Consider the following 19,751-nt stretch of genomic DNA (forward strand, 5'->3'; position numbering starts at 1 on the left):
GACGAAAGTCAGGATCCAGAGTGACCGGCCACAGCGCTCAGGGCTCTGGATCCTGACTTTCGTCAGGATGACGGGGGGTATAGAGGGCGACCCCTGTTCAGAATGACAAGGTCGTGCCCCGCGTATGCGTTTCCTGTTCCTCCCGGCGCTCGCGCTGCTGGCCGCCCCGGTCGTCGCCGCCCCCCAGAAACAAGCCCCCGCCAAACCCGGTATTGTCCGCGTCCGGCTCACGACCTCCGAAGGCCCTATCACGCTCGCGCTCGACACGCGCCGCGCGCCCAAGACGAGCGAAAACTTTCTCGCCTATGTCGATGACGGCCGTTTCGACGGCACCGATTTCTACCGTGCCGCACGCAGCAAGAAGGCGCCGAAATTCGGCTTCGTCCAGGGCGGCATCCGCACCGACGCGCGGCGAATCCTGCCCGCCTTCCCGCTCGAGACGACGACCAAGACGGGCATCCGCCATCTCGATGCGACGATCTCGATGGCGCGCGGCAGCGAGCCCGGCTCGGCGGGCGGCAATTTCTTCATCACCGTGGGCCCGACCCCCGCGATGGACGCGCGCCCGGGCTATCTGGGCTATGCGGCGTTCGGCCATGTCGTCGGCGGCATGGACACGGTCCGCCGCATCCTCGCCAAGCCGACCGGTGGCGGGCTCGACGCGTTCAAGGGCCAGATGATCCTCAACCGCGTCGCGCTGATCAGCGCGAAGCGGCTCGACGGCACGCCCCGCCCGACCAGCGGCCCGCGACCATGGCTGATGAAGACGCGCCCCACCCCGCCACGGCCGCGCTGACGCCCCACGGTCCGGGACCTCAGTCCGCGAAGAGCAGGACCGGCGTCTCGAGATATTTCTTCAGCCCCTGGACAAAGCTCGCCGCATCCCAGCCGTCGACGACGCGGTGGTCGCAGCTGATCGACAGGTTCATCAGCTTCGCGCGGACCACCTCGTCGCCCTTGAACACCGGGCGTTCGACGATCTTGTTCGGCCCGATGATCGCGACCTCGGGCCGGTTGATCACCGGCGTCGTCGCGATCCCGCCGAGCGGCCCGAGCGAGGTGACGGTAATCGTCCCGCCGCCCATCTCGTTCGGCGCGAGCTTGCCCGCACGCGCGGCTTCGGCAAGCCGGCCGATCTCGGTCGCGAGCTGCCAGACGTTGCGGTCCTGCGCGTCGCGGATCACGGGCACGGTCAGCCCCGCATCGGTCTGCGCCGCCATGCCCAGATGGATCGCCCCGTGCCGCGTCACCACGCCCGCCTCGTCGTCATAGCGCGCGTTGAGCATCGGGAAGTCGGGAATCGTCTTGCAGATCGCGACGATCATCAGCGGCAGCATCGTCAGCTTGGGCCGCCCGCCGCGATTGGCGTTCAGATCCGCGCGCATCGCCTCCAGCGCGGTGACGTCGATCTCGTCGACATAGGTGAAATGCGGGATCGCGCGCTTCGACGCGGCCATGTTCTCCGCGATCTTGCGCCGCATGCCGATGACCTTGATCGGCTGGTCCGCGCGCGCGCGGCTCGCGCCTGGCGCCTGATAGCCCTGACCCGCGCCGTACCGCAGATACGCGTCGAGATCGGCATGACGGACCCGGTCGGACTCGGTCTTCACCGAGGCGAGGTCAATGCCGAGATCCCGCGCACGAGCGCGCACCGCGGGCGACGCCAGGGCATGCGCCTGCGGCTCGCTCTGAGCGCTAGCGTTCCCCTTCTGCTCCCTCTCCCCTTGGGGGAGAGGGCTGGGGTGAGGGGCTGGAGCAGGCACCGGCGTTTCCGCCCGGGGCTGCCCCTCACCCCGACCCTCTCCCCGAAGGGGAGAGGGAGTTTCGGTTGCGACTTCCTCGACCCCCGGATTCTCCGCCTCGTATTGCTCAGCCGTCTCCGCCTGCGCCGACGTCAGCGGCGCGGCCACGACCTCGCCCCCGGCGTCGACCGCATCGGTCTCGATCACCACCAGCGCGGCCCCGATCGACACCTGATCGCCGACCTCGCCCGCAAGTTCGACGACGACGCCCGTGACAGGCGACTCCATCTCGACGGTCGCCTTGTCGGTCATCATGTCCGCGATCGGCGAGTCCTCCTCGACGCGGTCGCCCACCGCGACGTGCCACGCGACGATCTCGGCTTCCGAAATGCCCTCGCCGATATCCGGCAGCTTGAAGGTAAAGCGAGCCATTATGCGTCCTTCATGATCTTCTTGAGGGCCTCGGTGATACGAACCGGCCCCGGGAAATAAGCCCATTCCAGGCTGTGTGGATATGGCGTGTCGAACCCGGTCACGCGCTCGATCGGTGCCTCGAGATGATAGAAGCACCGCTCCTGCACCAGCGCCGACAGCTCGGCGCCAAAGCCGCTGGTCCGCGTCGCCTCGTGGACGATCATGCAGCGCCCGGTCTTCTTCACCGACGCTTCGATCGTCTCGATGTCGAGGGGCACGAGCGTGCGCAGGTCGACGATCTCGGCGTCGATCCCCGTCTCGGCGATCACCGCCGCGCAGACATGCACCATCGTACCGTAGGCGAGGATCGTCAGCGCCTCGCCTGCCCGGACGATCTTCGCCTTGCCGAGCTCGATCTTGTAATAGCCCGTCGGCACTTCGCCGGCCGGGTGCTTCGACCAGTTCTGCGACGGGCGATCCCAATATCCGTCGAACGGCCCGTTGTAGATGCGCTTGGGCTCGAAGAAGAGCGTCGGGTCATTGTCCTCGATCGCCGCGATCAGCAGGCCCTTCGCGTCATAGGGCGTCGACGGGATCACCGTCTTGATCCCCGACATGTGCGTGAACAGCCCCTCGGGGCTCTGGCTGTGCGTCTGCCCGCCGAAGATGCCGCCGCCAAAGGGGGAGCGTACCGTGATCGGCGAGGTGAATTCGCCCGCCGAGCGATAGCGCAGCCGCGCGGCTTCGGACACGAGCTGGTCGAGCGCGGGATAGATGTAATCCGCGAACTGGATCTCGGGGACCGGGCGCAGGCCATACGCGCCCATGCCGACCGCGACGCCGATGATCCCGCATTCGGTGATCGGCGTGTCGAACACGCGCGTCTTGCCGTGTTTCGCCTGCAACCCCGCGGTCGCGCGGAACACGCCGCCGAAATAGCCGACATCCTCGCCCATCACGATCACGTCGGGATCGCGCGTCATCATGATGTCCATCGCGGAATTGATCGCCTGGATCATGTTCATCCGCGTGGTTTCGCCGCCGTCCGCTGCTTCGGACTCGGTTGCGTCGATCATGTCGCTCATGCCTTGCGATCCCATGGACGGCCGCTTGCCGTCTCTTCATCGAGCATCTGCTGACGCTGCTCCTTCAGATGCCAGGGCAGTTCCTCGAATACGCCGTCGAACAGCGATTCGAGCGGCTGGTGCAGCCCGTGGCCGAGGATGCCGTTCTTCTCGGCCTCCTTCTGCGCGGCCTTGACCTGCTCGGCGAGCTCCTTGTCCTGCGCGGCGTGACGCTCATCGTCCCATTCGCCGATCGCGATAAGGTGGTCCTTCAACCGCTTGATCGGGTCGCCGAGCGGCCATGCATTGGGCTCGCCCTCGCTGCGATACTGGCCGGGATCGTCCGAGGTCGAATGACCTTCCGCACGATAGGTGAAATGCTCGATCAGCGTCGGCCCCTGGTTGGTCCGCGCCCGCTCGGCCGCCCATTCAGTGGCTGCGTACACGGCCAGCGCGTCGTTACCGTCGACCCGAAGCCCGGCAATGCCATAGCCGACCGCGCGCGCGGCGAACGTCGTCGCCTCGGCGCCGGCGAACCCGGAGAAGCTGGAGATCGCCCACTGGTTGTTGACGACGTTGAAAATCACCGGCGCGCGGTAGACCGCGGCAAAGGTGCACGCCGAATGGAAGTCGCCCTCCGCGGTCGATCCCTCGCCGCACCACGTCGCCGCGATCCGCGTGTCGCCCTTGGCCGCCGACGCCATCGCCCAGCCCACGGCTTGCGGATATTGCGTCGTGAGGTTGCCCGAGATCGAGAAGAACCCGGCTTCCTTGACCGAATACATGATCGGCAACTGCTTGCCGCCCAGCCGGTCCGCGGTGTTCGAATAGATCTGGTTCATCATGTCGACGAGGCTCCAGCCCCGCGCGATCAGCAGCCCCTGCTGGCGATAGGAGGGGAAGCACATGTCCTCGTAATCGAGCGCATAGGCCGCCGCGACCGCGACCGCCTCCTCGCCCAGCGCCTTCATGTAGAAGCTCGTCTTGCCCTGGCGCTGCGCACGGAACATGCGTTCGTCGAACGCGCGGAGCAGCGCCATGCTGCGCAGCATACGCCGCAGCATATCGGGCGAAAGCTTGGGATCCCATGGCCCCACCGCATGGCCCGCGTCGTCGAGAACGCGGACCAGCGTATAGGCGAGATCAGTGAAATCGCTCGCCTTGTCCGCGGTGTCGGGGCGCCGTGCCTGCCCCGCGGGCGGCACGTCGACTTCGGCGAAATCGACCGGATCGCCGGGTCGAAACTTCGGTTCGGGCACATGCAGCGTCAATCCGGGTAGATTGCGCAGCGGCTGCGAATCGGCGCGAGGGTGCTCGCTGGCCATCGTCACTCCATCTCCATCGCCCGGCGGCGTACGCGCCGGATCGCTCTTCGCGGCCTTGTTATAAAATTTCAACGGCATTGGCGAGAGGGAGTTTTGCCCGGTTGCCGCATTCGCACCGGCCGCGTGCAACGCCGTGCGATCAATGCGATAGCATGAGCCTGCGGACGCAGGCAGACACGGGCAGACAGGGGGAGGGACAGCGCGACATGCTGCAGGACTGGGACGCCGTCGTCGCGATCGGATGCACGCTGCCGGGTGTCGAGCCGGGGACCAGCTACGGCCGGCCCGCACTCAGGTTCCGCGGCAAGACGCTCGCGTCGACCACCGCGCCCGATCCCGGCAGCTTCGTGCTCCATATCGGCCTCGACGAGAAGGAGATCCTGCTCGACACCGACCCCGCGACCTTCTGGCAGACCGATCACTATGACGGCTGGCCGGCGGTGCTGGTCCGCTACGGCACCGGCGCGGGCGAGCGGATCGCTGATCTGCTCGCCCGCGCCTGGTGGGACCGCGCTACCGCCGCTCAGCGCAAGGCCTATGGCGAGCGCCCCTAGCCGGCGCGCGCGCTATTCCACCGTCTGCTCGATAACGCCGAAGATCGGACGATGCTTGTCGTCCTCCGCCCAGATCCGCACCGTATCGCCCTTTTTAAGGAACGGGGTCACCGCCGCGCCGCCCGCGATCGTCTCGATCGTCCGCACTTCGGCCAGGCAGGAATAGCCGACCCCGCCCTCTGCAATCGGCTTGCCCGGCCCGCCATCCGCGCCGCGGTTCGACACGGTGCCCGACCCGACGATCGTCCCCGCGCCCAGCTTCCGCGTCTTGGCGGCATGCGCGATCAGCGTGCCGAAATCGAACGTCATGTCCTCGCCCGCCTCGGCGCGGCCAAAGGGCTGGCCGTTCAGGTCGACCATCAGCTTGCGGTGCAGCTTGCCGTCCTGCCACCAGTCGCCAAGCGACTCGGGCGTCACGAACACCGGTGAAAACGCGCTGGCGGGCTTCGACTGGAAGAAGCCGAATCCCTTGCCCAGCTCGGCCGGGATCAGGTTGCGCAGCGACACGTCGTTGGTCAGCCCGACCAGCCGCACCGCCGCCAGCGCCTCTTCGCGGCCCGCGCCCATCGGCACGTCGCCGGTGACGACAACGACCTCGCCCTCCATGTCGCAGCCCCAGCTCTCGTCGGCGAGCGGGATCGGGTCGCGCGGCCCCAGAAACCCGTCCGACCCGCCCTGATACATCAGCGGATCGTGCCAGAAGCTGTCGGGCATCTCGGCGGCGCGCGCCTGCCGGACCAGCGCGACATGGTTCACATAGGCCGAACCATCCGCCCACTGATAGGCGCGCGGCAGCGGCGACGCCGCGTCATGCTCGTGGAACCGCCGCATCGGAATCATCTCGTGCTCGAGATCGGTCGACAGATTCTCGAGCATCGGCGCAAGCCGGTCCCAGTCGTCGAGCGCCGCCTGCAGCGTCGGCGCGATATGCGTCGCATCGGCATACCAGGCGAGGTCGTTCGACACGACGACAAGCCGGCCGTCACGGCCCCGGGCTGGATCTGCGTCCTTCAGGCTGGCGAGTTTCATGCGGCGGATCCTCTCGTTGTTTTCGCCTTCCTACGCCCGGGGCAGCGCGGAAGTCGAGTGGCGCGCTTGGCCGAACGCCGCACGACTTGACGCTCCGGCCGATCGCCAGCACGCTTCGGCAAACGGCGGACACACGCCGGACGATCGAGAGGATTGCCATGACGCTCGACACGCTCGCTGGCCGATTCGCGTATAACGACGATCATGAGGCGTTCCGCCGGACGGTGCGCAGCTTCCTCGAACGCGAAGGCGTGCCGCATGTCGCCGCGTGGGAAGCCGACCGGCTCGTCCCGCGCGACTTCTGGCGCAAGGCGGGCGCGATCGGCATGCTCTGCCCGAGCGTGGCGGAACGCTATGGCGGGCCCGGGCTCGATTTCGGCTATAACGCGGTGGTCGACGAGGAGATGGCCTATGCGGGCGTCCCCGCCGGCTTCTCGCTGCAATCCGATATCGTCGTCGGCTATCTCGAACATTATGGCTCCGACGAGCAAAAGGCGCAGTGGCTGCCCCGGATGGTCTCGGGCGAGGTCATCACCGCGATCGCGATGACCGAGCCCGGCACCGGCAGCGACCTGCAGGCGATCCGCACCACCGCGCGGAAGGACGGCAACCACTATGTCCTCAACGGCACGAAGACCTACATCACCAACGGTCAGAATACCGACCTGACGCTGGTCGTCGCCAAGACCGATCCCGATGCGATCCCCGCATGGAAGGGCATGTCGATCATCCTGGTCGAGAGCGACCGCGCGGGGTTCCGCAAGGGCCGGAATCTCGACAAGATCGGTCAGGAAGCAGCCGACACTTCCGAACTGTTCTTCGACGACGTCCGCGTGCCGATCACGCATTGTCTCGGCGAGGAGGGCAAGGGCTTTACGTATCTGATGAGCCAGTTGCCGCAGGAACGCCTGTCGATCGCGATCAGCGTCCAGGCGTCGGCGCAAAAGGCGTTAGACGACACCGTCGCCTTTACGAAGGATCGCAAGGCGTTTGCCGGCGTCGTCTTCGATTTCCAGAACACCCGCTTCGTGCTCGCGGGACTGAAGGCGAAGCTGCAGGTCGGCTGGGCGCATCTCGACTGGGCGATCGCGCGGCACCTGAAGGGGGCGCTCACCAACGAGGAGGGGGCCGCTGCCAAATTGTGGCACAGCGAACTGCAGTGGGAGGTGATGGACCAGTGCCTTCAGCTGCATGGCGGCGCGGGGTATATGAACGAATATCCGATTGCCCGGAGCTGGCGCGCGGCGCGCGTCAGCCGGATCTATGGCGGAACCAGCGAGATCATGAAGGAAGTGATCGGCCGCAAGCTGTAGCGCCACGCCGTCGACGCGTAATGCCGGGCCACGCATCCAGGACGTATCGGAGCGCCCCTCCCCGCAACCTTGCCCGCACCGCACCGCCACCCCCATATGCCGGACCGCGCAATCGCCTTCGAAAGCCCCCACATGCCCCTCGACATCGTCCGCGTCCCCGTCCTCAGCGACAATTACGCGTGGCTCGTTCACGACCCCGAGAGCGGCGAGACGGTCGCCATCGACCCTGGCGAGGCGGATCCCGTGCTTGCGGCGGCGGCCGATCGGGGCTGGCGGATCGACCATGTGTGGACCACGCACTGGCACCCCGATCACACCGGCGGCAACGCCGCGATCAAGGCGCTGGGCGCGACCATCACCGGCCCCGACGCCGAGGCCGCGAAGATCCCGACGCTCGACGTCCGGGTCGGCGAAGGCGACACCGTTTCGCTCGGCGCGCATGTCGCGCGCGTGATGACCGTGCCGGGACACACGCAGGGCCACATCGCCTTCCACTTTGCCGACGACGCGGTGATCTTCACCGGCGACACGCTGTTCGCGATGGGCTGCGGCCGCCTGTTCGAAGGCACGCCCGCCGACATGTTCGCCAACATGCAGCGTTATGCGGCGCTCCCCGACGAGACCGCGGTCTTCTGCGGGCACGAATACACGCAGTCGAACGGCCGCTACGCGCTGGTCGCAGAGCCCGACAATGCCGCGATCGCGCGTCGCATGATCGACGTCGATGCCGCGCGGGCACGCGGCGAGGCGACCGTCCCGACGACCATCGCACTCGAAAGGGCGACCAACCCGTTCCTCCGGGCCACATCCGCCGCGCAGTTCGGCGACTATCGCGCAGCCAAAGACGCGTTCAAGGGTTGATGCAGCAGGGTACGCGCCGCAGGGCAAGCTATTCCGCGGGCGCACCCTTATATGGGGGACGAAGGAGCATCGCATGCGCAACATCGGCCGGATCCTGTCCCTCTCAGTCCTGACGGTGGCGGCCGCGTGCACGCCGACCCCGCGCGAACAGCTCGCGATCGACCAGCGGCTCAAGACGGAACAGCAGAAGCTCGAGGCGAGGCTCGCCGGGCTGACCCCGGGCAAGCCCACCAGCTGCATGCCACAGTTCGGCAACCCGCAGGTGACCAGCTACGGCCCGACGCTGCTCTACCGGGTAAGCAACTCGCTCATCTACCGGACTGACACGACCGGTGGCTGCGCGGATCTCGACCGCAACATCCTGATCACGCGCACCCCCACGGGGCAGACCTGTCGCGGCGACATCGCCACGACGATCGACACCGCAAGCCGCTTCATGACGGGGAGCTGCAGCTTTGGGGAGTTCGTCCCCTATCGGAAGCGCTGATGCGCGGCCGGCGTATCGCAGCGCTGCTGGCGACCGGCATCGCGCTTGTTGCGTCGCGCGACGATCCGCTCGCCGGCCGGATCGCGGGGCCACCCGTCGCCTGCATCGATCTCGCCCGCGTCCAGGGACCGACGATCCTCGACGACAAGACGATACTCTACCGCCAGTCGGGCAAGCGCGTCTGGCGCGCCGTGCCGATCGGGTCCTGCGAGGCGCTGCGCCCGCCCGCGACCATCATCGTCGACGTCTATGGCGGACAGCTCTGCCGCAACGACCGCTTCCGCCTCCTCTCCTACGGCATGACGATCCCCTCGAGCTATTGCCGGTTCGGGAATTTCACGCCCTATGACAAACCCGACCGTCCCTAGGCGCGGCCGAACGGATGACAGGCGGCAGGCCCTGTCACTCGCGCAACTCGCCGCCTGCCAATGATATGTTGCAACATTGCCACAGCGACGCACCTAATGCCGCACCCGCGAACAACATCTTTGATATGATACATCATCGAGGCTAAACGACGGCTCCGGGTTGTAGGAGCGTATCGATGAAGACTGTTTTCGGGATCAGCGCACTGGCGATCGCCACCGCGCTCGCCGCATCACCCACCGCGACCGCGCAGACGCTCGAAACGCCCGCCGCCAGGCCCGCGCCGAAGCCCGTCGCCCCAGCGGCGCAAGCGAGCCGCGGCGAGATCATCGTCACCGCCCCGGTCCGGCAGAGCGAGACCGACGTCCTGCAGGGCACCTCGATCCTGTCCGGCGCCGAACTGACGCGCAACCTGCGCCCGACGATCGGCGAGACGCTCGCGCGCCAGCCGGGCGTCTCCGCGACCTCGTTCGGTCCGAGCGCGTCGCGCCCGATCCTGCGCGGTTTCCAGGGCGAGCGCATCCGCGTGCTGACCGACGGGATCGGCTCGATCGACGTCTCGAACACCTCGGTCGATCACGCGGTGATCATCGATCCGCTGCTCGCCGAGCGGATCGAGGTGCTGCGCGGCCCTTCCGCGCTTCTGTTCGGATCGTCCGCGGTCGGCGGCGTCGTCAACGTCATCGACACGCGCATTCCGCGCACCGTGCCCGAGAACGGCTACCGCGTGAACGGCATCGCCAGCTACGGATCGGCCGCCAACGAACGCTCGGGCGGCGGCGCGGGTGACGTCGCGGTCGGCGAGCATCTCGTGCTCCATGCCGACGGCTCGTATCTGAAGTCGGGCAACCTGCGCACCGGCGGCAACATCCTGTCACCCGAGGCGCGCGCCGCCGCACGCAGCCAGGTCGGCCTGCCGCAGGACACCGACGAGCCGATCGACTTTGCCCGGTCGGCATCGCTCCGCGGCAAGCTTCCCAACACACAGTCGGAGACCTGGACCGCGGGCGTCGGCGCCTCGGTCATCACCGACACGGGCAATCTCGGCATCTCGTACAGCCATTACGACAGCCTCTACGGCGTCCCCATCCGCTACGCGACCGAAGTCGGTCAGGAACAGGAGGCGCCCCGGCTCGACGTCGTCCAGAACCGGTTCGATCTGCGCGGCGAGATCAACACCGGCGGCGGGTTTCTCGACAGGATCCGCATCCGCGCGGGCCACGCGACCTATCGCCACTTCGAGCTCGAGCCCGATGGCGGGGTCGGCACCGCCTTCTTCAACAACGGCACCGAAGGTCGCATCGAACTCGTCCAGGCCAATCGTGGCGGCTGGCAGGGTGCGTCGGGCGTGCAATATTTCAACCGCCTGTTCGACGTGAATGGCGACGAGGCGTTCCTGCCGCGCAACGAGACCAACCAGACCGGCCTCTTCACGCTTCAGCAATACAGCGCCGGCGCGTTCCGCGCCGAAGGCGGGCTGCGCTACGAGCACACCGCGCTCGACGCCAAGACGCCGCTCGACGATCTCCGCTTCTTCCGCGGGACGCGCAGCTTCGACGCGGTGTCGGGCTCGCTCGGCGGATCCTATGGCCTTACCGACGCGGTGCGGGTCGGGGTGAACGTCTCGCGCACCGAACGCGCACCGTCCGCTGAGGAGCTGTTCGCCAATGGCGGGCATGCCGGGACGCAGGCATATGAATTCGGCAGCCCCGACTTCCGGCTCGAAAAGAGCTGGGGTCTCGAAGGCACGCTCCACGCGCATGGCGACGGCTTCAGCTTCGACGCGTCGGCCTATTACAACTGGTTCTCGAACTATATCTCGGAGAACCAGGTCGCGCAGGACATCTGCCAGCTTGCCGCAGACCCGTCGGGCCGTGAGGTCGATCTGCCCTGCTTCCAGTATCAGCAGGCCGATGCGCGCTATTACGGGTTCGAGGCCAACGCGTCGGTCCGCGTCGCGCAGATCGGTGGCTATCTGATCAACGCCGATCTTCTCGGCGACTATGTCCGCGCGACGATCGTCGACGACGGCCCCGTTCCCCGCATCCCGCCGATGCGCGTGCTCGGCGGGATCGAGGCGCAGGGCGACCGCGTCAACGGCCGGCTCGAGATCGAGCACGTTTTCGAACAGGACCGCATCGCCGCGTTCGAGACCACGACGCGCGACTATACGATGGTCAACGCGACGATCGGGTTCAGTCCGTTCGGCAAGGACAGCAAGACCTCGATCCTGGTCAGCGCGAACAACCTGTTCGATGTCGAGGCGCGCCGCCATGCGAGCTTCCTCAAGGACTTCGCCCCGCTCGCCGGCCGCGACATCCGCGCAACGCTGCGCTTCGGACTCTGAAGGTGTCTGGTCGCGGGGGGGGGTGTCTCCCCCGCGACCCACCACGCTTGGGCGCGTCGCGGGGGCACGGGGTAGCTGGCGGCCCGCACCGATCGTATAGCGCGATCGATGCGCCCGATCCTCTACAGCTTCCGCCGCTGCCCCTATGCGATGCGCGCGCGCAGCGCGGTGGTGGCGAGCGGCGTGCAGGTCGAGCTCCGCGAGGTCGTGCTGCGTGCCAAGCCCGCCGCGCTGCTCGCCGCCTCCGCCAAGGGCACCGTGCCCGTCCTCGTCCTGCCCGGTGGCCGCGTCGTCAACCAGAGCCTCGACATCATGCGCTGGGCGCTGGGCGTTGCCGATCCGGCGCACTGGCTCGATGGCGACGACCAGGCGCTGATCGCGATCAACGACGGCATCTTCAAACACCATCTCGACCGCTACAAATATCCAGAGCGTCACGGATCGGACAGGCTCGCGCACCGCGCCGCCGCCACCGACATCCTCGCGGCGCTCGACACGCGTCTGCAGGCACATGGCCACCTCGTCACGCCGTGGTTCGCGCTCGCCGACATGGCGATCGCACCGTTCGTGCGGCAGTTCGCCGCGACCGATCCCGGCTATTTCGACGCGCTGCCGCTGCCCGCGCTGCGCGATTGGCTGGAGAGGTATCTGGCGAGCCCCGTCTTCGCCGCGATCATGCCGAAGTTCGAACCCTGGGCTCCGCAGGCGACACCCATGGCTTTTCCTGCCTGATCGGTACCTTACAGAGGCGCTGCCCCCGAAACCGAGAGGCTGGCGCTCGTCGCCCGCGCATGCGAAACGATCCAATTCTCTCGTCACGAGGACCCCGACGATCCGCCAGATCGCTGCACTCCCTTATCGGATCACCGTCGACGGACGCGCCGAGATCCTGCTCATCACCTCGCGCGAGACGCGGCGCTGGGTGATTCCCAAGGGGAATCCGATCACCGGCCTCACCTCGCACGAGGCCGCGGCGCAGGAAGCCTTTGAGGAAGCGGGCATACGCGGTATCCCCTGTCCCACGCCCGTCGGCGATTTCGTCTATGACAAGCGTCGTCGCACGGGGCGGCTGCGGCCGACGATCGTCACCGTGTATCCGCTGCAATTCGTCGAGCAGGTCGGCGAATGGCCCGAGCGGGATCAGCGCGAGACACGGTGGTTTCCGCCTGATAAGGCCGCCGCCGCGGTCGACGAACCAGAGCTGAAGGCTCTGATCAGAGGATTCCGCGAGCCACCGATTCCGGTGGCGTTCGAACAACGCGTCATGCCGGTGCTCCGGACGCGAATGAGGAGGCGATTTCCAATGCTGGGCTGGTTCCAGGCACTCATGCCCAAGCAGGGACGGTTCTTCGAACTGTTCGACGCGCATGCCGCGACGCTCGTCGCCGGCGCGGATGCGCTCGCACGGCTGCTCCACGGCGAGGGCTCGATCGAGGGCCAGATCGCCGAGATCGTCCGCCGCGAGCATGAGGCCGACGACATCACGCGCGAAGTCCTGCAGGACGTCCGCCGCGTGTTCGTCACGCCGTTCGACCGCAGCGCGATCACCGACCTGATCGGCGTGATGGACGATGCGATCGACCAGATGAACGGTACCGCCAACGCGATCGCGCTGTACGAAGTGACCGACTTCGCGCCCGAGATGCGCGACATGGCGGGAATCATCGTCGAGGCCGCGCGAATCACCGCGGAGGCGATCCCGCTGCTCCGCTCGCTCGGCAGCAACGCCGGCCGGCTGCACGACCTGACCGCGCGGCTGATCCAGATCGAGGGTCATGCCGACGACATCCACGACACCGGGCTGCGCGCGCTGTTCGCCGCATCGAAGAGCCATGCCGACCCGATGGCGTTCATCATCGGCCGCGAAATCTATTCGAGCCTCGAAAAGATCGTCGACCGGTTCGAGGACGTCGCCAACGAGATCCAGGGGCTCGTCATCGACCATGCGTGAAGCGTCGTTTCGGCCCGAGACTTCCCCGAAAGCGCCACCCCGGCGAAGGCCGGGGCCCAATTGGGGGACGGCAATAACTGCGGACTGCGGACCGTTACCGCGGCCTTCGCTTTTGGGCCCCGGCCTGCGCCGGGGTGGTAGTGTGGCACCGACAGGCATCACCGCATGATCCTCTCGCTCCCCGTCCTGATCGGGCTGATCGGGATCGCGCTGCTGTTCGACTTCCTCAACGGACTGCACGACGCGGCGAACTCGATCGCGACGGTCGTCTCGACGCGCGTGCTCAAACCGCAATACGCGGTGCTCTGGGCGGCATTCTTCAACTTCATCGCCTTTGCCGTCTTCGGGCTGCACGTCGCGCAGACCGTTGGCACCGGCATCGTCCATGCGCAGGTGATCGACGCGCAGGTGATCTTCGCGGCGCTGATCGGCGCGATCGCGTGGAACGTCATCACCTGGGTGCTCGGCATCCCCTCGAGCAGCAGCCACGCGCTGATCGGCGGGCTGCTCGGCGCGGGCGTCGCCAAGATCGGCTTCGGCGCGATCGTCTGGAGCGGCGTAATCAAGACCGTCAGCGCGATCTTCGTCTCGCCCGCGGTCGGACTTCTGCTCGCGCTGCTGCTCGTCCTGCTCGTCGCCTGGACCAGCCTCAGGCTCACCCCGCTCGGCGTCGACAAGCGCTTCCGCAAGCTCCAGCTGATCTCCGCCGCCCTCTATTCGCTCGGCCACGGCGGCAACGATGCGCAGAAGACGATGGGGATCATCGCGGTGCTGCTCTATTCGCAGGGGCTGCTCGGCGGCGAGTTCCACGTGCCTTTCTGGGTCGTGCTGTCGTGCCAGGCGGCGATGGCGCTCGGCACGCTGTCGGGCGGCTGGCGAATCGTCCACACCATGGGGTCGAAGATCACCCGGCTGACGCCCGCGCAGGGCTTCTGCGCGGAGACCGGCGGCGCGATCACGCTGTTCGCGGCGACCTTCTGGGGCGTGCCGGTGTCGTCGACGCACACGATCACCGGCGCGATCGTCGGCGTGGGCGCCGCGCGGAGGCTGTCCGCGGTGCGCTGGAACGTCGCCAGCAACATCATCGTCGCGTGGACCGTGACGTTGCCGGCCGCCGCCGCGATCGGTGCCGGGACCTATTGGCTGACGGGGCTGTTCACCTGATTCCTGGCGGCGAGGCCGGTCCGTTAAGCATGATCGATAAGCAATTGTGCAACGCCTCGCGCGCTATACGGCATCATGTCCTGGCGATTTCCCCCTCTCCCTGTGCGTGATCACCCCCAGGCCTCGATCACCACCCTGTTCGGCCTGAACGAGAACGATCACGAACAGATCAGTGCCGCGCAGCATGCCCGGCTCCTGTTGTCGGCGACCGTGTGGCCGGTCGCCGCGCTCGCGCATCTGACCGCGTGCGCGTTCATACTTGGCGTCGTGTTCGTCAGCCTGCCGGGGCTGGTCGTCGCGACCGTGGTGAACGTCGCGCTGGTCGCGCTGTTGTCGCTCGCGATCCTCGCATTGCTGCGCGCGCCGCTGCTGCAGCGATGGCCGATCCACCGGCGTCATGCCGTGCTGGCGGTGTGCATCGCAGGGCTCACCGCGGCGCTTGTCGCGTTGTTGTGGGTGACCACGGATCTGCCCCCCGGACGATGGGAGCTCGCGAGTTTCGTCACCGTGATCGCCGCGCTGATCATCACCGCGATCACGATCCAGCCCGTCCGTGCCGCATCGCTGGGCTTCGGCGCAGGTCTGGTGGTGCTGCTCGGGATCGTGTCCGGCCTCGACGTCGCGTTCGGCATGGCGGTTCTCGCCTTTGCCGCGCTGGTCTTCGCGGCGCACCGGATGGCGCGGGTCGATTATCACGCAGCGCTCGATCAGGCGGACGACGCCAGCGAGGGCCGCCGCGCGATGAAGCTCATGGCGGAGTTCGAGGAACAGGGCGCAGGCTGGCTGTGGGAAGCCGACCGGCGCGGCCGCATCACCTATATGTCCGCCAAGGTCGCCGACGCGCTGACCGCCTGCGCCGCCGACGACGCGCAGGAGGGCAGGGAACCCGCCGCGACCGCTGTCGTCGGCAGCCTGCTGACCGACATATTCCGGATGGACAGCGACCAGCCGGGGACCGAGCGGACGCTGGCATTCCATATCTCGTCGCGCACCTCCTTCTCGGACTATTCGGTGTGCGCCGCGTGCGACTCGTCGGCCGAGCGCTGGTGGTCGATCTCGGGCCGTCCGGTCATCGACGAGATCGGCCGTTTCCAGGGGTTCATCGGCTCGGGCTCCGATCTGACCGAGCAGCGCCGGGCGGAAGCCGAGATCAACCGGCTGGCGTTGTTCGACGGCTTGACCGGGCTCGCCAACCGCCAGCGGATGCGGCTGTCGCTCGACAAGACGCTCGCGCAAAAGGCTGGCCCCTATCGTCCGACCGCGCTGTTCCTCATGGACCTCGACCGGTTCAAGGCCGTCAACGATACGCTCGGGCACCAAGCCGGCGACCTGCTGTTGAAACAGGTCGCGCAGCGACTGCAGCGCGTGGTCGGCGACACCGGGCTCGTCGGGCGTCTGGGCGGCGACGAGTTCCAGCTCGTCGTTCCCGGTATCGACGACCGCGACACGTTGGGCACGCTCTCGCGCGAGCTGATCGACGCGATCTCGCAACCCTATTTCATCAGCGGCGCGTCGGTCTCGATCGGCTGCTCGATCGGCATCGCGCTCACGCCGCAACATGGTCGCGATTCGGAGACGCTCGTCCGCAACGCCGACCTCGCGCTCTACGCCGCAAAGGCGGATGGCCGCGGCGTCCACCGCTTCTATTCGGACGAGATGCTTGCGGGTGCCAAGTCGCGCAAACAGCTCGAGGACGATCTGCGTGCGGCGGTGTCGGAGGGGTCGTTCCACCTCTGCTATCAGCCCGTGGTCAGTACGAACACGACGCGGATCGTCGGCTATGAGGCGCTGATCCGCTGGAAGCATCCGACGCGCGGCATGGTGTCACCCGCCGATTTCATCCCGATCGCCGAGGAATGCGGGTTGATCGAGGCGATCGGCACCTGGGTCCTGCGCACCGCCTGCGCCGCCGCGGCGCGCTGGCCCGCCGATGTCCGCGTCGCGGTCAACGTCTCGCCGATCCAGTTCGCCAATCCCGCTCTGCCCTCGCTCGTCACCAGCGCGCTCGCGCAATCGGGCCTGTCCGCGAACCGGCTCGAGCTCGAGATCACTGAAGGCGTGTTCCTCGACGAAACCGCCTCGTCCGACCAGATGTTCAAGGCGCTCAAAGGCATCGGCGTCCGTCTGGCGCTCGACGACTTCGGCACCGGCTATTCCTCGCTCGGCTACTTGCGCACCGCGCCGTTCGACAAGATCAAGATCGACCAGTCGTTCGTGAAGGGCGCCGCCGAGCCCGGCAACCGCAACGCGGCGATCATCAAGGCGATCGTCATGCTCGCCGACACGCTCGGCATGGAGACGACCGCGGAAGGCGTCGAGTTGCAGGACGAGATCGAGCTCGTCCGCGACCTGGGGTGCAGCCATATCCAGGGCTATGTCTATGGTCGCCCGGTACCCGCCGAGGAGGTGCTTCTCCAGCTCGGCGTCGATGCGGGCGTCGCGACCGCCGCGGGGTTCAAGACGAGCCGCGCGCCGCGCGTCCGGATGCTCCGGTCCGCACGGGTCACGATCGACGGCGCGACCGCCGACATCCGCATCCGCGACATCTCGACGAGCGGCGCGATGATCGACGGCCTCTCGATTCGCGGCGACGCCGTCCGGATCATGCTCGCGATCGAGCTGGTGGAGAATCAGCGTGTCGGTGCGCGCATCTGCTGGGCGCGCGACGGCAAGGCGGGAATCGCGTTCGATCATCCGATCGACCTCGAACATCTCGGCCCGCCCCCCGCCTCGCGCGGGCTGCGCCGCACGGGCTGACGCGTTTTGCCACGTCAGCGCCCCCGGATCCGCTGACGCCAGGGGTGAGCGGGCAGCGGTAGGCGGATACCACCGCCCCATTTGCGACGAAATTTTTTCGCGCGCTCACTTAAATCCTTGCGTATCGCGAAACCGGCTCAAGTCCACGCGTCGCGGCCGGCGATCCGCCGCTCAGCCCCGCGGCGATCGTCGAAACATCGCCATCGCGCGCCAGACCCGCTTGCATGACGCGGCGCTTTGGCACAATCTGTTGGGGCTAGAACGACGGACAGGCCCCATCTCTGGTAGAACGACGCGGCGCTGCCAAAGCCGCCGCGGTGATCGATCCGCTGCTTTACGCAGCACGCATGATCATATTTTGTTCTCCTCCCGGGCCGCGCGGTGATAGCATGGGGCTTGCTCCCGATTCGAACGAAAACAGAACATTAGGAGCGGTCCTTTGGATTTCAGAGACAGCAGCCGGGATAGCGACATGACGACCGACACGATCGAACAGACCACCGAAACGCCCGCAGCCGCCAAGGCGCCGCGCCAGGCGCAGGACAGCCATTCGGTGCGCGCGCAGATCTACCCGGTCGAGGTCGATCACAGCCGCGACGCGTTGCTGACCGAGTTCGGCAAGGACACGCTGAAGGATCGCTATCTGCTCCCGGGCGAGAGCTATCAGGACCTGTTCGTCCGCGTCGCGTCGGCCTATGCCGATGACGCCGGCCACGCACAGCGTCTCTATGACGCGATCTCGAAGCTCTGGTTCATGCCCGCCACCCCCGTTCTGTCGAACGGCGGCACCGGTCGCGGCCTGCCTATCTCCTGCTATCTCAACTCGGTTCCCGACAGCCTCGGCGGCATCGTCGACACCTGGAACGAGAATGTCTGGCTCGCCTCGCGCGGCGGCGGCATCGGCACCTATTGGGGCAATGTCCGCGGCATCGGCGAGCCGGTCGGCCTCAACGGCAAGACCAGCGGCATCATCCCGTTCGTCCGCGTCATGGATTCGCTGACGCTCGCCATCTCGCAGGGCTCGCTGCGCCGCGGGTCGGCCGCGGTGTATCTCGACGTCTCGCATCCCGAGATCGAGGAATTCCTCGAGATCCGCAAACCCTCGGGCGATTTCAACCGCAAGGCGCTCAACCTGCACCACGGCGTGCTGATCACCGACGACTTCATGGAGGCGGTGCGCAACGGCGAGGAATGGCATCTGCGGTCGCCCAAGGACCAGGCGATCCGCGCGACCGTCGATGCGCGCTCGCTGTTCCAGAAGCTCGTCGAGACGCGTCTCCAGACCGGCGAGCCGTACATCGTGTTCGCCGATCACGTGAACAAGGCGATGCCGAAGCATCACCGCGAGCTCGGGCTCAAGGTCTCGACTTCGAACCTGTGCTCGGAGATCACGCTGCCCACCGGCAAGGACCATCTCGGCAACGACCGCACCGCGGTGTGCTGCCTGTCGTCGATGAACCTCGAGACCTGGGATCAGTGGAAGGACGAGAAGGGTCTGATCGAGGACGTCATGCGCTTCCTCGACAACGTGCTGCAGGACTATATCGACCGTCACGAGCCCGGCATGGAACGCGCCGCCTATTCGGCGGGCCGCGAGCGCTCGGTCGGCCTCGGCGTCATGGGCTTCCACAGCTTCCTCCAAGCACGCGGCATCCCGTTCGAGGGCGCGATGGCCAAGTCGTGGAACCTGCGGATGTTCAAGCACATCAGCAGCCAAGCCAACGAAGCCTCGATGCAGCTCGCGATCGAGCGCGGCCCCTGCCCCGATGCCGCCGATACCGGCGCGATGGAGCGGTTCAGCTGCAAGATGGCGATCGCGCCGACTGCGTCGATCAGCATCATCTGCGGCGGCACGTCGGCGTGCATCGAGCCGATCCCGGCGAACATCTACACGCACAAGACGCTGTCGGGCAGCTTCTCGATCAAGAATCCGTATCTCGAGAAGATGCTCGCCGAGAAGTCGAAGAACTCGGACGCGGTGTGGAACTCGATCCTCGAACAGGGCGGTTCGGTCCAGCATCTCGACTTCCTCTCGGTCGAGGAAAAGGACTGCTACAAGACCAGCTTCGAGATCGACCAGCGCTGGCTGCTCGAGCTCGCCGCGGACCGCACGCCGTATATCGACCAGGCGCAGTCGCTGAACCTGTTCATCCCGGCGGACGTGGAAAAGTGGGACCTTCTCATGCTTCACTTCCGCGCCTGGGAGCTTGGCATCAAGTCGCTCTACTACCTGCGCTCGAAGTCGGTGCAGCGCGCCGGGTTCGCAGGGGGAGTCGAGACCGACAACACCATCGACCTGCGTCAGATCGACGTGGAATCGAAGGATTACGACGAGTGCCTCGCCTGCCAGTGACGGCGCGCACGGCGTGATCGCGGA

General features: G+C 67.0%; 16 protein-coding genes. 12 read left to right on the forward strand and 4 right to left on the reverse strand.

Translation table 11 applies throughout. From position 1 onward, the window contains the following. The first annotated feature begins 124 nt into the window (after positions 1-124). Complete coding sequence (locus AC0CH3_RS08720; protein ID WP_354303136.1) at positions 125-796, forward strand: peptidylprolyl isomerase; 672 nt, start codon at positions 125-127, stop codon at positions 794-796. A gap of 19 nt (positions 797-815) precedes the next feature. Here the strand turns inward: AC0CH3_RS08720 and AC0CH3_RS08725 are convergent, their stop codons facing one another. Genes AC0CH3_RS08725 through AC0CH3_RS08735 form a run of 3 tightly spaced genes read right to left on the reverse strand, consistent with a single transcriptional unit; the run spans position 816 to position 4,545 of the window. After that, positions 816-2,174 carry a dihydrolipoamide acetyltransferase family protein gene (locus AC0CH3_RS08725; RefSeq protein WP_354303138.1) on the reverse strand — a complete coding sequence of 453 codons (1,359 nt, stop codon included), beginning with the start codon at positions 2,172-2,174 and terminating at the stop codon, positions 816-818. Continuing rightward, complete coding sequence (locus tag AC0CH3_RS08730) at positions 2,174-3,181, reverse strand: alpha-ketoacid dehydrogenase subunit beta (RefSeq protein WP_031394420.1); 1,008 nt, start codon at positions 3,179-3,181, stop codon at positions 2,174-2,176. Before AC0CH3_RS08730 ends, AC0CH3_RS08725 begins: the two co-directional genes overlap by 1 nt. 56 nt (positions 3,182-3,237) lie before the next feature. Next, positions 3,238-4,545 (reverse strand): thiamine pyrophosphate-dependent enzyme, encoded by a 1,308-nt coding sequence (locus tag AC0CH3_RS08735; protein WP_354303569.1) that lies wholly within the window; start codon positions 4,543-4,545, stop codon positions 3,238-3,240. A 152-nt stretch (positions 4,546-4,697) separates the two neighbouring features. On the opposite strand from AC0CH3_RS08735, the gene AC0CH3_RS08740 reads away from it, so the two are divergent. Beyond that, positions 4,698-5,099, forward strand: a complete 402-nt coding sequence (locus AC0CH3_RS08740) for an MmcQ/YjbR family DNA-binding protein (protein WP_354303140.1) — start codon at positions 4,698-4,700, stop codon at positions 5,097-5,099. Positions 5,100-5,111: 12 nt separating this feature from the next. Here the strand turns inward: AC0CH3_RS08740 and AC0CH3_RS08745 are convergent, their stop codons facing one another. After that, the gene (locus AC0CH3_RS08745; RefSeq protein WP_354303142.1) at positions 5,112-6,128 is read right to left on the reverse strand and encodes a fumarylacetoacetate hydrolase family protein; all 1,017 of its coding nucleotides are present in this window, start codon (positions 6,126-6,128) and stop codon (positions 5,112-5,114) included. Positions 6,129-6,286: 158 nt separating this feature from the next. Between AC0CH3_RS08745 and AC0CH3_RS08750 the strand changes: the two genes are divergently transcribed. From AC0CH3_RS08750 to AC0CH3_RS08795, 10 genes are all read left to right on the forward strand, one after another. Next, positions 6,287-7,441 (forward strand): acyl-CoA dehydrogenase family protein, encoded by a 1,155-nt coding sequence (locus tag AC0CH3_RS08750; RefSeq protein WP_354303144.1) that lies wholly within the window; start codon positions 6,287-6,289, stop codon positions 7,439-7,441. A 132-nt stretch (positions 7,442-7,573) separates the two neighbouring features. Further along, positions 7,574-8,302 (forward strand): hydroxyacylglutathione hydrolase, encoded by a 729-nt coding sequence (gene gloB, locus AC0CH3_RS08755; RefSeq protein WP_465237781.1) that lies wholly within the window; start codon positions 7,574-7,576, stop codon positions 8,300-8,302. A 73-nt stretch (positions 8,303-8,375) separates the two neighbouring features. After that, entirely contained in the window at positions 8,376-8,789 is a 414-nt protein-coding gene (locus AC0CH3_RS08760; RefSeq protein ID WP_354303148.1) for a hypothetical protein, read from the forward strand. Beyond that, entirely contained in the window at positions 8,789-9,157 is a 369-nt protein-coding gene (locus tag AC0CH3_RS08765; RefSeq protein ID WP_056020426.1) for a hypothetical protein, read from the forward strand. The genes AC0CH3_RS08760 and AC0CH3_RS08765 overlap by 1 nt, the downstream gene beginning before the upstream one ends. Before the next feature lie 176 nt (positions 9,158-9,333). Further along, positions 9,334-11,502 (forward strand): TonB-dependent receptor, encoded by a 2,169-nt coding sequence (locus AC0CH3_RS08770; RefSeq protein WP_354303150.1) that lies wholly within the window; start codon positions 9,334-9,336, stop codon positions 11,500-11,502. A 108-nt stretch (positions 11,503-11,610) separates the two neighbouring features. After that, positions 11,611-12,234: a glutathione S-transferase gene (locus tag AC0CH3_RS08775; protein ID WP_354303152.1), complete on the forward strand. Its 624-nt coding sequence runs from the start codon at positions 11,611-11,613 to the stop codon at positions 12,232-12,234. 100 nt (positions 12,235-12,334) lie between these two features. Then, positions 12,335-13,453, forward strand: a complete 1,119-nt coding sequence (locus AC0CH3_RS08780; RefSeq protein ID WP_056020419.1) for a DUF47 family protein — start codon at positions 12,335-12,337, stop codon at positions 13,451-13,453. Positions 13,454-13,618: 165 nt separating this feature from the next. Beyond that, positions 13,619-14,617, forward strand: a complete 999-nt coding sequence (locus tag AC0CH3_RS08785; RefSeq protein ID WP_333996083.1) for an inorganic phosphate transporter — start codon at positions 13,619-13,621, stop codon at positions 14,615-14,617. Between the two features lie 102 nt (positions 14,618-14,719). Beyond that, positions 14,720-17,374 (forward strand): EAL domain-containing protein, encoded by a 2,655-nt coding sequence (locus AC0CH3_RS08790; RefSeq protein ID WP_465237782.1) that lies wholly within the window; start codon positions 14,720-14,722, stop codon positions 17,372-17,374. A 472-nt stretch (positions 17,375-17,846) separates the two neighbouring features. Beyond that, entirely contained in the window at positions 17,847-19,727 is a 1,881-nt protein-coding gene (locus AC0CH3_RS08795; protein WP_457325880.1) for a ribonucleoside-diphosphate reductase subunit alpha, read from the forward strand. The last annotated feature ends 24 nt before the right edge of the window (positions 19,728-19,751 follow it).

The sequence above is a fragment of the Sphingomonas sp. AC449 genome (assembly GCF_979253475.1).

Bases quoted from the DNA above. Each gene is read 5' to 3' on its own strand.
- AC0CH3_RS08745 (WP_354303142.1), bottom strand. From the start codon at position 6,128: ATGAAACTCGCCAGCCTGAAGGACGCAGATCCAGCCCGGGGCCGTGAC.
- AC0CH3_RS08725 (WP_354303138.1), bottom strand. From the start codon at position 2,174: ATGGCTCGCTTTACCTTCAAGCTGCCGGATATCGGCGAGGGCATTTCG.
- AC0CH3_RS08750 (WP_354303144.1), top strand. From the start codon at position 6,287: ATGACGCTCGACACGCTCGCTGGCCGATTCGCGTATAACGACGATCAT.
- AC0CH3_RS08735 (WP_354303569.1), bottom strand. From the start codon at position 4,545: ATGGCCAGCGAGCACCCTCGCGCCGATTCGCAGCCGCTGCGCAATCTA.
- AC0CH3_RS08795 (WP_457325880.1), top strand. From the start codon at position 17,847: ATGACGACCGACACGATCGAACAGACCACCGAAACGCCCGCAGCCGCC.
- AC0CH3_RS08740 (WP_354303140.1), top strand. From the start codon at position 4,698: ATGAGCCTGCGGACGCAGGCAGACACGGGCAGACAGGGGGAGGGACAG.
- AC0CH3_RS08775 (WP_354303152.1), top strand. From the start codon at position 11,611: ATGCGCCCGATCCTCTACAGCTTCCGCCGCTGCCCCTATGCGATGCGC.
- AC0CH3_RS08730 (WP_031394420.1), bottom strand. From the start codon at position 3,181: ATGAACATGATCCAGGCGATCAATTCCGCGATGGACATCATGATGACG.
- AC0CH3_RS08760 (WP_354303148.1), top strand. From the start codon at position 8,376: ATGCGCAACATCGGCCGGATCCTGTCCCTCTCAGTCCTGACGGTGGCG.
- AC0CH3_RS08765 (WP_056020426.1), top strand. From the start codon at position 8,789: ATGCGCGGCCGGCGTATCGCAGCGCTGCTGGCGACCGGCATCGCGCTT.
- gloB (WP_465237781.1), top strand. From the start codon at position 7,574: ATGCCCCTCGACATCGTCCGCGTCCCCGTCCTCAGCGACAATTACGCG.
- AC0CH3_RS08720 (WP_354303136.1), top strand. From the start codon at position 125: ATGCGTTTCCTGTTCCTCCCGGCGCTCGCGCTGCTGGCCGCCCCGGTC.
- AC0CH3_RS08770 (WP_354303150.1), top strand. From the start codon at position 9,334: ATGAAGACTGTTTTCGGGATCAGCGCACTGGCGATCGCCACCGCGCTC.
- AC0CH3_RS08785 (WP_333996083.1), top strand. From the start codon at position 13,619: ATGATCCTCTCGCTCCCCGTCCTGATCGGGCTGATCGGGATCGCGCTG.